The following is a 12,303-nucleotide window of genomic DNA, read 5'->3' as shown; positions in this document are numbered from 1 at the left end:
CGACAGATTTTTGAAAATGGCGCCCCTAAAATGTTGACTAAGTCCACGTTTTAGGAGTACAGTTATATTAATATTAAATGTGGACTTAGTCAACCAAAGGAGAATCTATGGATAAAAAAATTACTTATGACATCAGACAATTCAACCGATTTTATACAAAGGTACTTGGTTTATTTAATAACCAGATTCTAGATACAGATTATTCATTAACCGAAGCACGAATACTATTTGAAATAAGCGAAAGAACAGAGTGTATTGCGAATAATCTTGTGCAAGAACTTAATATTGATAGAAGCTATATGAGCAGAATTTTACGTAGATTTGAGAAGGAAGAATTAATAGAGAAAAGAAGCTCAATAAAAGACAGCAGAAAAAACTTGCTCTTTTTGACAAAAAAAGGAGAGGAACTACTAGATATGATTCATATTCAGTCAGATGAACAAATAAATCAATTGTTTAACGGACTAAGTGATAGTGAGATTAATGAAATTCGTATTTCCATGATGATAATAAAAGAAAAATTAGATAAAAATATTAAACAAAAGTAAAAAAATGAATGATTTTAAAAAACTAATTGGGGTAGCGTCACGCATCCATCAACTTAACAGAACAGGTTGCCCCTAAAACGATAAAAATGAACTTTGGTGCTATAAAAAACACAAATTTTTGTTTAGGGGGTACTTTAAAATATTAGCTTGATGGCGATGTGGCGGTACCCCTATATTGAGTAAAACTAGTTGATCCCTATAATATAAAAAGAGCACCACTTTTTGGATGCTCTTCGTTATAACTATATATTATTTAATTTCCTTCTTTTGTTGGTACCATTTTTCCTTCTTGAGAGTCTGTACCCTCTGTTCTTTCAACAGTTTTTGCATGCTCTGGTTTTTCAGGGGCTCCCATTTCAAATCCAGGTTGAGAATCTGTACCTTCTTTTGTTGGTACCATTTTTCCTTCTTGAGAACCTGTACCTTCTGTTTTTTCAACAGTTTTTGCATCTCCTTTAGGAGTTGCTGGCACTGCATCTTTAGGTGCATCAAAGTTTTGTGAGAAAGACGTTGTTCCATCTGCACTCTGTGTAATTACTTGATTTGAACTATCTTCATTTGATTTTAAATTGTTCATTTTCGCATCATCTGCACCTACTGCACCTCCCGCTACCAATCCTGTACTTAAAAATGCTCCTGCTAATAATGTTTTAATCATTTTTCATTACCTCCTTGTTTTGTTTGGGACTACATTTAGCATAAGACAAGAATCTATAGTTGATATGGACTGTATCTGGAGATTATGTAAAGAAAAATAGATGATTAGTTGTATATCCTAATGAGTGTTTAGACAAGATTGAAACTTTATATGAGTTTGATAATTAAGTTACCCTTTATTTTTGGGTGTGAGGTTTTTGGCTGGGGTGAAGTCAGGAGCTAACCTTTTCTAATTTGAAAGAAAAAAAGACGACTTTACATTAGTCGCCTTTTTTCTAAAAAATCATGTTAAACCAATTAAGTTATTAATCATTTATTTTATTTAAAATTGAAACTTTATTAGTAGTAAATAATACATAATCTTGCTTTTTAGTTTTAATTAAGATGCGATCAGTTGTAGCATAAGGTGTCCCAATTCGAATTGCATCATTTTTTTCAACGCCAGCATAAGTATCATCTTCAGTAACTTCAATAATTTCATTTAATGGAATATTAACTTTTGCTAATTGCCATTTAATAATTAATTCCCCTGTTGTTTTTATAACATCAATACCCAACATATTACCAAGACCTTTCTGTTTTATTTTCTAAATATAATTATAAATCAAATAATTGCATTTGTAATTAAGTATCTTTATTGGGGGTTCGACCGAGATACGTGTAAAAATAGGTCATAGTCTTACTTTTATTTCCAGGTGCGATTTATGGAGCTTATAAATATCGTTTCGTCTATTTTTATTAAGTAATTTGTCTATTATGGGTTAACCCTAATCATCCATTAGTTAGCTACTGAAAACACTTCGTTTCAATTGTATGATTAGGGTGTGTGATAATAGGTTCAAAAATAATAGAGAAACCCCAATTTTAAGAAGTTTGGAAATAAGAGTAAGCCTATGACTCAAAATGACATGTATCTCGGCTGTACCCCTATTTTCGTTAAAATGTTGGTGGTACGCCTATAAATAAATTTTTCTGAGAAATTCAGTGCATATTAGGAAGGTGATTCTAGTGCTGTTGAAAAGTAATATCTGGTCAGGCATGGTAAAAGAGATTAAAGGGTTTGGGCTAATTGGATCAGACCCTGTATTTGATACGATACAAGCGGAATGGAACGTTCCAGCCATAGCTGGAATTCCAGCTGACCCAAATGCACAAGTAGTAATATGGATTGGGATAGGCGGCGGTGGACCCTTACGTGGTCAGCCAGCTACACATAATGTTATTCAAGTTGGTACTGGAGCAAAGTATGACGCGTTTGGAAACCCTGCATATTATGCTTGGTGGGAAGCGTATGGTATGCCAGATGATAGGGGTGAAAATTTGCTTGATGAGATTCAATATAAAGTTGAGCCTGGGGACAAAATAAGAGCATGGCTTATGCATGGCATTTCTTTTCCCGGTGCTGGTACAGGTTGGGAAGTTAACTTAGTAAACGATACTCAAAATTGGGCATATGCACAATACCAATTTTATAATGGTGACCAAACAACAGCGGAATTTATAGTAGAAGCCCCACAAAATTTCGCTAGTGGTGTACCTTTTCCTCTAGCTAATTACGGAAGTATAACATTTGAAAAATGTTTTGTAAATCAAGATGAACCAAATTTTTCCATTAGTGATATGTGTAATATGTTTGATCCTAAAAATCTAAATAAAATTATATCAACACCTAGTAATCTTCATGTTTCAACTGGGCCTTATCCTAAAGGTGGTGAAGGGTTTACTGTTTCTTATGTACCCTGACCCTCAAAACTTAAATGAGGGGATTTAAAGAAATTCATTCGAAGTTTTCACGATGTGTTTCTATTATTTTTAAATTATAATATAAGTAATTCTTTTTATTATTATATGTTTGTTCTTTCCTGTTGCAGAATCCTTATTATAAGGATTCTTTTTTTGTATCAAAAATCTACAAAAAAAAGATAAGATCGGGAACACAATCTTATCTTTGGCACAAGGAGTACACAAAAAGAATAACCATCATATTTTTATAATTCTTCAATTTTCGTTAATTTTGAATATTAAAACCGTACTTGATAAGTATATCTATATTGAGAAATTTATTGCAAAACATGTTAAGAGATAATAAAGGTGTTTAATTTACAATAAAGTCCTTTGAAAAATAATAAAGTTGTTTAATTCTTATTGAACTAACGGTGCAGGATAGTTGAATAGGGATGATGATATAATTAAGGGGGAATTTACTTTATTTTATAATTTATGAGGTGGAAAATGGACTCTTTAGAATTAAACAAATCTAAATATATTGTCTCTAATATCAAAAACATTTTGCATAAAAAGCTTATACTTGAGAAACCGTTAACTAAAGATGAGGTGAAAAAATTAAACCTAGTTAATCCCCCTGTATACGAAAATGAGAAGTATCTCATTCAAGAACGGTGGTTTTATAGTATTAATATCGGAGAATGGGAAGATGTGGAGATTTTTATTCAAGGGAATAATGAAAATCCCGATGTGGAGATTATCGAAATGGCAGAAAAAATATTCGATGAACTTCATCTACATATAAGCCGTGCATTAAAATATTTACAGGAATTCTTCCCTAATCAAGAAATGAAGAACTACTATCTATCCACAATATATTTTGGAAAGATGGTTAATTTTGACGATTATATATTTTCAGGGTTTAGTTTAGCTTTTATTTTTGATGGTCACTTTGAGTTTCAGTATAAAGTAAAATTTAAAGAGGATGGATGGCCTATTGGTTTTGAAGGTGGGCCACTTTAATAATCATAGATAATTTTTTCTTATTGAACTAACGGGTGCTTTAGTTGAACAAGATTTAAACAACTTTATTATTGATTTTTGAGTGTACACACCTTAAAATGGATAGAAATTAAACAACCTTAAAGAGCTTTACTACAATACAATGTAGCAAGGCTCTTGTATTTTTTATAGCTAAATTAAATAACTTTATTATCACTTTACAGAAATACATTTATCAAGCATAAGAAAAGATTGGAATGAATTTCACAGATCACATCCTAATCCAACAAAAAAAGCAGTGATTGATTATATGATAGAATTAGATAAAAGATATGGAGATAAATTTACACCTCCAGTAAATAAATAATATAAAAGGAAGATTAAAACCATGAATTTATATCTATTATCACCTGAAGTAGCTGGTGGACATGGGGAGCACACGGTTTATGGTAATGAAAAGAGCATTGGTGCAGAAGGAACTTTAGGAAAAGTTCAATTTTTACATTATGAATTCTATGGATGGCTTGGCGATGATTTGTTAGAATCTACACCTTGTTTTATTGTTTCCGAGAAATTGAAAAACGCATTATTATCTAGCGAATTGAAAGACTTTAGATTAGAAGAATGCTTAATTAGTCTTTCTGAGGAATTTCAGGAATTATATCCCGATAAAGAATTACCGGATTTTTGGAGGCTCATTCCTTTAGGTACAGTAAATTATGAAAATGGAAATTATAGCGAGTGGTCAGGGCATCAATTTTGTTTAACTCCTAGAGGAGATCTTATTTTAACGGAAGAAGTACTTTCTTTTCTAAAATCATTTACTCTAAAGTATTGTGATATTTCGGCACTAGAAAATATTAATTAATACTAGATGGGGTTGTTGAGGATATTCTCTTTCTAGAAGGTGCATCTTTATTTGGTGCTTCCCCTATGTAAACTATAATATAAGTAATTCTTTTTATTGCTTATATTTTGTTATTTCCTGTTGCAGAATCCTTATTATAAGGATTCTGTTTTTTTGCATTGAACTTCTACAAACAAAAAAGATAAGATCGGAGAGTATGATCTTATCTTTAGCATAAGGGAAAAACAAGTGACAGAAACCATCTTAATTTTTATATTATTACATTTCCTGTTAATTCTCTATATAAAAACCATATATAACATCTGTATCTATATTGAGAAATTTATTACAAAACAAACTATAAATGATCAAAAAAGTGAAAGTAAACTTTTACCCATTAGTTTACTTTCACTTTTTATTGAATCTATTTAATTTTACCCATTCCCTCTAAAACCACTAACAAAAGTATACATCCAAAATACTACAAATAAAGAGGCTAAAGCATCCATGAACAAAAAAGAAAAAGCTAGATCTATACTAGCTTTTTCATATAATTCCTATTAACTGTAATAAAAAGTTATACTCTATCATTTTTTTATATTAGATCTCAATTCTTTAAATGTTTCAATTAATTTTTCCCCGAAAATATAAATCGTTTTTTCCCAAGGGTGTCCTAAATAACCCCATTTAAAGTCTTTTTGCAAAAAGAAATAATAATCTCCATCCGGAAAAAATGGGATTTTCCATTGATGATCATCTTCGTTTAGATTTAAATTTAAACTAGGATTCATCCAGTAGCCAGCATGCTGCCAATAATATATGATCAAAAATATTATAATTGTCATCAGTCCATTTTCCTTCAAAACAATTAGATAAATCATAAGTAATATATGGACAAGAAAATTCAAATGATTGGTCACCATCTATATTAGGATTAAAACAAAATTCATCTTCAAATCTATCCCAAACCTCCTCATACTCTTTCCTATTTAACAAAATCCACTTATTCAAAATCATTACCTACTTTCCAATACAATCACATAATTAAAAATAACATGATGAAACTGTTTATTCTATTCGTACCTAGTTAACATAACCCCACTTATCGGTAGCAAAACAGAAAAGGAACTGACTCATAAGATTATGAGTCAGTTCCTTTTCCACTCTTTTTTATAATATATATAGAATTTCATAATAGTAAAAAACAATATTTCTAACCTGTCCATAGTATCGGCCCCACCTACGCCAGATACCCTGATAGCCACTCGTGCCATCCAACCCATTATTATTATAAAAGAAAACGCTTACAATGTAAAGGATTTCCTGATTTTTTATGTTTTAAAAAACACAATTACTCTTATCTAAAAGATAAGAGTAATTGTGTTTACATAAATTCCGTTATTGGAAGTTATGTTATTAATCCCAAACATTAGGGCGTTCAATTTTCATTGTTCTTAAATAATCTAAGAGTTGTCCCGTATGAACTGCTTCATGATATGCTATACGCATTAACATATCCCCTAAAGAACGGATATACCCTACATTTGAACGATCAATTTTAATTGTATTTAGATCTTCATTAGAAAAAGAACGAACAGTATCTAAAAATTGTTTGTGATATATCTCAGCAAAATCCAGTTCATCTTCGACAGATAAAAAAGGTCTGTTTTCAAATGGAGAATTATACTCTTTCAGACTTCCCCTATTTTCAATAGCCAGATGATAATAATGTTCTGATTCCAGTACATGCCGAATCATCTCTAAACAAGTCATAGCTTTTTCATCTGGTTTCCAATCCAATTTATCGCTAGGAATCGTTTTCCATATTTTTATACTCCGTCTTCTAACTTCTGTTAAGTTTAATAACAATAAATCAATTGTATTCATTTATATTTCTCCTCTCACTTAGCCTCATAAACAAGTTTACTAAATTTTCTAAACAAATGACAAACATTCGTTCTTATCCATGAATATAATATTCATATAAGGTTAACATAACGCATCATTATCGGTAGCAAAGATATTCGTAGAATCCTTGTTTTTATTAGGTTCTTCTTTTTTTCTATGAAAAATTAATATGCATGATTTTATACATGGTTGATATAGCGGGGATTCTAGGGATCCTCGCTATTCTTTTTTTGCATAAAATCTTGTATAACATTCCCATAAAGACCAATGACCGGATTTGTCATTGGTCTTTATTTGTATTTTAAATGTATATACCGTATCGAAAACGCTCAGTTTTGATGCTTTTTTGATTTGTTTTGCTATACTTGATTGATTTTCTAAAAGCTTTTATTAAGGGGAAATGACTGCAACCCTGTTACTACCACTAGAAAGAGAGACGAATTAAATGGGATTTCATGTAGATTTAAAGGAATTCAATGAAATACTGGCAAAACTCCAAAAAGACACCAGTAAAACCAATAATCAACTTGAACAAGCCAAAAACGCATTGAATGGCATTATCCAGGCCGATGCCATGCAGGGTGAAACAGGAAATGCGATTGTCAACGACATCAATAATAACCAAAGTACAGTTGTGATTGGGTTGAAAGTTACCAATGAATTTCTCATTGCGGAAATGTTGACAACTTTAAAGGATTTTCAGTCAACAACGGGAGAAAGTGATGAGAATGCGATTATTCTGGAAGATGCATTACTGCAAACACAAAACAAACTTTCCAATCTTCAACCCAAGAAACATGAAATGGATAGTCGCATCTCTAATATTTACAACAGCGTGAACGATTTGGTTTCACTGAGTATGCCGAACAGCCAGTTTGATGAAAAACTGGTTGCAGCCAGTAAAGAACTAGAGGATACGATTCAAAAAGTACAGCAATTTGAAAGCAAAAAAGAAAAAAGCAATGCGGAAGACATTCTCAATGCCCTAAACAAGCAAGTTCAAATGGCAAGGGGAATGAGTAGTTTATCCTATACTGATCCGCAACTTCAAGATTTCTTTGCGCAAGATGAGTTGGCAAAAGGCATTCATGAAATGGATACACAAATCACGAAGGTGGTAAAAGAGGCGCAACTTCAAGCTGAAGGAGAAATGAAGAAAAAGCAAGAGGAATGGGCGGAACATCATCCATTGGAGGCTTGGCTTCAAAACGTTTCTGCTAGTATCGGTGAGAAATGGGATGGATTAGAAAAAGGAACAAGATGGTTAGGGATGTTAGGCACGAACTATCCTGCCCTGAAAAGGCTTTCTGATGAAACCTTGATGTTAGAAGGTTTTATAGGCAAGGCAGGTTCCGCTATTAGTGAGTTTGCGATAGGTGGAATAAAAGTAGGTTTCCTACTCGCAGAGCTTGCTGATTGGGGTTATAACTCAATACGTGGCGTAGAAATAGAACAATGGAAACTGGACGATCTCGATGCGACTTGGCAAGGGGTGAAGAAACTCACCGAATATGGGATTGTAGGCTCTATCACAAATACGGCTCCTTTTCTTAGTGATTTCTTAAATAATCCCGCACTCACGGACAAAATTCCCGTGCTGGATAACCTTGCTAGAACCTTTAGAAGAGACCAAAAAGAAATGTCCAACGCAGTGAAAGATTATGTAGAAAAAGCCCTGACCGACCATTATGCTTTTGGTGGCGTGGGATTTGATATTATCAGTTGTCTTTTCGGCGTTGGTGAAGTAAACACCGCAGTGAAAGGATCAGCTGCAGCCGGAAAAATCGCAGAGGGTGAAAATATCTTTCAAGCAGCAGGGAAACGCGGTAAAATAGGTGGTAAGTCGGAAGAAGTAACGGCATTAATGAATAAGTTGCCGAATAGTATCGTGGAGAAGATTAAAAATATTGAGATCCCGAATTTATTTGAACCTTCGTATGCTGGCATTGGAGGAGAAAGAAAGACACTTGGAGAGTTATTTTCTGTTGCTAAGAGTGAAACTAAGGGTACGGGTGAAGCTAAACCTAAAAAGAAAAGTGTACCGGATTGGCTTAAAGAGCGATGGGAAGCAGGGAATAATTTTAATAAGGAAAATCGTCCTCGTTACCCTTATAATGAGGTAGAGTTGGAAGCAAAAGAAGTAGGGGGTAAAAAATACGTAGTTGACTCATATGCACACAATAAGGAAATAGTATCGAGAAAATTCACTCAACTTAGTGAAGTGCAAGAAAAGACAGCTAAGAGTTATTTAAATGAAATTACAAAAAAATATCCTTCAGGTTCTAAAATATCAAATGGTCCTTTTAATCCTAACGCTCTCAAAGGGGGGCGACTTAAAGGTGAGTTAATATTAGAAGTACCAGTTCAAAATAAACCAATTCCGCAAACGATTCTTGATGAAGCAACAAAAAATAGGATTATTATTAGGGATATTAAAGGGAAGGTGTATAATTGACTATGAAAATTTATTATTGTGACGAATGGTCGGACATTAAAAAGAAGCCTTGGAATATTCTAGATGACCGTGATGCATACACATACCATCAAAAACATGAACCATATACGGCGGTATTAACTGAAGATGAAAACCTTAAGTATATTGTAAATGTTACAAATGAATGGGTTTCGGTGGGATTTTATGATGACTTGATTCGTAAGTATTTAAATTATGATTTTGAAGTTATGAGTGACAGTAAGATCTTTTTAAGAACAGCTACGTATTGGGAATATGATGATGAAACTGCTACAGAAGTAAGTAGCTTGATTTTGGGATTCCGAGAAAATGGCTATATAGCAATGGAAAAAAGGGATTTAAAGACGGGCTTAGTCGAGGAGCGTGAGATTAGCGATACCCTTGAAAGAAACTGGGATGTATTTCCTGAATTTGGTCATTATATTCATTTGTGTAGAGAGGAAAGATAATGTTTTTAGGAGCACTCTATAGTGCCAAAGCTATCTATAAGAAAGGTGTTATATATCAATAACATATAAGGCAAGCGAACTAAAGATAATTTAAATATTGAATTAGAAAAAAGAAAAATGATATATTTGAAAATAGAGACTCCATGAAGGTAATACCATCATGGAGTACTATGTGCAATGATAGAATAGAAAAAGAAGTACGAGCTTAGGCGAGATGACATTTTACTGGGCGATGAATATAAACACATGGAATGTATATGAAACTAATGAACTCGTACAAACTCGTAAGTTTTAACGTAGTAGTTTTTATGACATACAAAAGGTGTCATACTTTTACTGCAAGACTTACAAGTTTATGCTACTTAAAAAGAGATGAACTTAAAGCACTTGATTGTCAATTAAAGGCAACAAGTGCTTTTTTAATTGATTGGTATGCTTTAACTTTATAAATAGTTGGTAAGTTAGAAGAAGTAACGGCATTCATGAATAAGTTGCCGTATAGTATGAAGAATGTCGGGGAGAAGATTAAAAATATTCATATCCCGAATGTATTCCCTGAACCTTTGGCAGCTGGTGTTGGGAATGTAGGAGAAAGAAAGACACTTGGAGAATTATTTTCTGTTGCTAAGAGTGAAACTAAGGGTACGGGTAAAGGTACTCAAACTAAAAAAATTAAACCGACTAATGAAAGAACTGCAGAATATGAAGAAGCTATGACAAAAGCAGCTAGAGATTTACCTCCTTATAGTAGAAAACCTAATAAACCAAGAGATTTTGAAGAAAAAGTAGTAGATGATTCTACAGGAATTACTACTTATACATTTACATCTAAGAAAAATGGGGAAACTTATAAAGTTAAATATGATAAAGATGGTTACCCAATTTTTAATTCAAAATATGAAACATCTTTATCAGAGTCATATCATATAGAGCCTGACTCAGTGCAGTTTAAATATCTCTCACAAAAATTATATGACGATATAATGAAAGATCCAAACTTAGCAAAACAATTCAGCCAAAAAGATATTGAGCTATTCAAATTAGGTAAGAAGCCAAAATCAGTCACATGGCATCATCATCAAGAGACTGGTAAAATGCAACTTGTTGATTACTATGAACATCAGGTTGCGGGTCATACAGGTGGTAGAGCAATTTGGGGTGGTGGAGATGACGGTAGAACAGGTAAACTGAAGAAAATTATTTTGGAGATGATAAAATGAGCCGAGTAACTTGGCTATTTACGGATGAAGCGATAGATGAGCAAGTAATTATTGCTGTGGAGAATTCATTTGGTGTCAGATTTCCAGATGATTACCGTGAATGCATTAAAAAAAATAACGGTGGCTATCCTGAGCCTAATATTTATGATATTAATGATGATGAGGGTGGAGCAGTCTTTGATTGTCTATTAAGTTTTACAAGTAAAGATGCAAATATAGAAGTTGTTTATGAATTAACTTCACTTCCGGAAGGTATTATTCCATTTGCAAGAGACCCATTTGGGGGACTCATTTGTTTTAATTACTGTGATACTAAAGATTCTCCGTCAGTAGTTTTCTATGATCAGGAATCAGTGAATGAGGATAAAATTAAATTAATATGCGACTCTTTTTCTGAATTGATTGAGAGATTATACTCTGATTGAGCAAAACAAAATGAACAGGAAAGAAGGTTAGTTGTATGAGGAATTTAGATTTTGAATATACTTTTACCTCTATTGGCATTGAAGATATCGAAGATTTCGAAAATAAGTATGGTATATTGTTCCCTGATGATTATAAACAATTTTTGCTGTCTAAAAATGGAGGGAAAACTGAGCAACGAAGATTTAAAACTAATGATACAACTAAGAAAGGCGTAATAACATCGTCTGTTTCAATGTTTTTTCCTCTATCAATAGAAAATGAAATAAATCTAGAAGAGAAATTAAGAAGTTATAATTTGGTGCAAGTGGTACCAAGTAATTTGCTTCCAATTGGAATTGACCCAGCGGGGAGTTTGATTTGTTTATCAATTGATGGGAAAGATAGAGGTAGTGTATATCATTGTGATATGGATTACTTTGAAGAAGATAACGAGTTAAGAGAGGAATACATCCGACTAATTTCTAAAAGTTTCTCTGAATTTGTGGATAATTTATATATTCCTGAAAACTAATGATAGGATTTTATTGATTCGAATTAGTTAATAGTTGGTTAATCTCTTTAATTTAAACGGGGCTTTCTTTATGGTCTAACGACCCAGAGAAAGCCTCTTCTTTTTCCCCGAATTATTTAAAAGTACAACATAGGGGACGGGTGAAGTTCCTAAAGTTAATCCGAAAATTAAAGTGAATTTTAAGACTGGTTATGATAAGCATTTAATTGAAGTAGAAGGTTTTAAAGCAAAACCGACTATAAGTATAAAAGGTGGACACAACCTTGAAAACTTTGAATAGTACATTTTAGACAACTTCGGTGATCCGATAAAGAATATTAATCAAGGTGTAACAAAAAGGGGTACGGAAACGATTATAGGTTTCAAGGGCCACTCTGGAATTAAATACCATGCTTCAATTTTGATAAGTGTATTTGAGAAACTCTAAATCCTTTAAAATCAATAACTTGTAACCTTCTCAATAGAGTACACTCTATTGAGAAGGTTGGTTATGCAATCGTATATTTTTTTATTTACATATTACTAAAACATTTAATT

General features: G+C 32.7%; 13 protein-coding genes and 1 pseudogene. 10 read left to right on the top strand and 4 right to left on the bottom strand.

What is annotated here, in order from left to right; all coding sequences use genetic code 11:
• Window positions 1-107 precede the first annotated feature (107 nt).
• Window positions 108-548 (top strand): MarR family transcriptional regulator, encoded by a 441-nt coding sequence (locus U860_RS0128190; protein WP_025151122.1) that lies wholly within the window; start codon window positions 108-110, stop codon window positions 546-548.
• Window positions 549-801: 253 nt separating this feature from the next.
• Here U860_RS0128190 and U860_RS0128185 read toward each other — a convergent pair whose 3' ends face one another.
• Both U860_RS0128185 and U860_RS0128180 read right to left on the bottom strand, forming a co-directional pair.
• On the bottom strand, window positions 802-1,206 hold the full coding sequence (locus tag U860_RS0128185; protein WP_025151121.1) for a hypothetical protein: 405 nt from the start codon (window positions 1,204-1,206) through the stop codon (window positions 802-804).
• Window positions 1,207-1,510: 304 nt separating this feature from the next.
• Window positions 1,511-1,765, bottom strand: coding sequence for a hypothetical protein (locus U860_RS0128180; RefSeq protein WP_025151120.1), 255 nt, complete (start codon window positions 1,763-1,765; stop codon window positions 1,511-1,513).
• A 454-nt stretch (window positions 1,766-2,219) separates the two neighbouring features.
• On the opposite strand from U860_RS0128180, the gene U860_RS0128175 reads away from it, so the two are divergent.
• From U860_RS0128175 to U860_RS0128165, 3 genes are all read left to right on the top strand, one after another.
• Window positions 2,220-2,948, top strand: a complete 729-nt coding sequence (locus U860_RS0128175; RefSeq protein WP_162791020.1) for a G1 family glutamic endopeptidase — start codon at window positions 2,220-2,222, stop codon at window positions 2,946-2,948.
• A gap of 489 nt (window positions 2,949-3,437) precedes the next feature.
• Window positions 3,438-3,953 carry a hypothetical protein gene (locus tag U860_RS0128170; RefSeq protein WP_025151118.1) on the top strand — a complete coding sequence of 172 codons (516 nt, stop codon included), beginning with the start codon at window positions 3,438-3,440 and terminating at the stop codon, window positions 3,951-3,953.
• Window positions 3,954-4,320: 367 nt separating this feature from the next.
• Window positions 4,321-4,800: a hypothetical protein gene (locus U860_RS0128165; protein ID WP_025151117.1), complete on the top strand. Its 480-nt coding sequence runs from the start codon at window positions 4,321-4,323 to the stop codon at window positions 4,798-4,800.
• A 566-nt stretch (window positions 4,801-5,366) separates the two neighbouring features.
• On the opposite strand, the pseudogene U860_RS32160 reads toward U860_RS0128165, so the two are convergent.
• Both U860_RS32160 and U860_RS0128155 read right to left on the bottom strand, forming a co-directional pair.
• Window positions 5,367-5,790 (bottom strand): annotated as a pseudogene (locus U860_RS32160) (DUF2716 domain-containing protein).
• Window positions 5,791-6,195: 405 nt separating this feature from the next.
• Entirely contained in the window at window positions 6,196-6,666 is a 471-nt protein-coding gene (locus U860_RS0128155) for a DinB family protein (protein WP_025151116.1), read from the bottom strand.
• A 466-nt stretch (window positions 6,667-7,132) separates the two neighbouring features.
• On the opposite strand from U860_RS0128155, the gene U860_RS34480 reads away from it, so the two are divergent.
• The 6 genes from U860_RS34480 (at window position 7,133) to U860_RS0128130 (ending at window position 11,766) form a co-directional block, all read left to right on the top strand.
• Window positions 7,133-9,142: a T7SS effector LXG polymorphic toxin gene (locus U860_RS34480; protein WP_025151115.1), complete on the top strand. Its 2,010-nt coding sequence runs from the start codon at window positions 7,133-7,135 to the stop codon at window positions 9,140-9,142.
• A 2-nt stretch (window positions 9,143-9,144) separates the two neighbouring features.
• Complete coding sequence (locus U860_RS0128145) at window positions 9,145-9,609, top strand: hypothetical protein (RefSeq protein ID WP_002188088.1); 465 nt, start codon at window positions 9,145-9,147, stop codon at window positions 9,607-9,609.
• A 257-nt stretch (window positions 9,610-9,866) separates the two neighbouring features.
• Window positions 9,867-10,058, top strand: coding sequence for a hypothetical protein (locus tag U860_RS36675; protein WP_081806963.1), 192 nt, complete (start codon window positions 9,867-9,869; stop codon window positions 10,056-10,058).
• A gap of 33 nt (window positions 10,059-10,091) precedes the next feature.
• Complete coding sequence (locus tag U860_RS0128140) at window positions 10,092-10,829, top strand: HNH endonuclease (RefSeq protein WP_240184499.1); 738 nt, start codon at window positions 10,092-10,094, stop codon at window positions 10,827-10,829.
• Window positions 10,826-11,254 carry an SMI1/KNR4 family protein gene (locus tag U860_RS0128135; RefSeq protein ID WP_025151113.1) on the top strand — a complete coding sequence of 143 codons (429 nt, stop codon included), beginning with the start codon at window positions 10,826-10,828 and terminating at the stop codon, window positions 11,252-11,254. The genes U860_RS0128140 and U860_RS0128135 overlap by 4 nt, the downstream gene beginning before the upstream one ends.
• A 35-nt stretch (window positions 11,255-11,289) precedes the next feature.
• Window positions 11,290-11,766 carry an SMI1/KNR4 family protein gene (locus U860_RS0128130; RefSeq protein WP_002110812.1) on the top strand — a complete coding sequence of 159 codons (477 nt, stop codon included), beginning with the start codon at window positions 11,290-11,292 and terminating at the stop codon, window positions 11,764-11,766.
• Window positions 11,767-12,303: the final 537 nt, after the last annotated feature.

This window comes from Bacillus sp. H1a (assembly GCF_000633475.1).
In the GTDB taxonomy this organism is placed as follows: Bacteria; Bacillota; Bacilli; order Bacillales; family Bacillaceae_G; genus Bacillus_A; species Bacillus_A paramycoides.
Note: the sequence above shows the minus strand (reverse complement) of the source record. Positions and strands in the feature narration are given on the sequence as shown.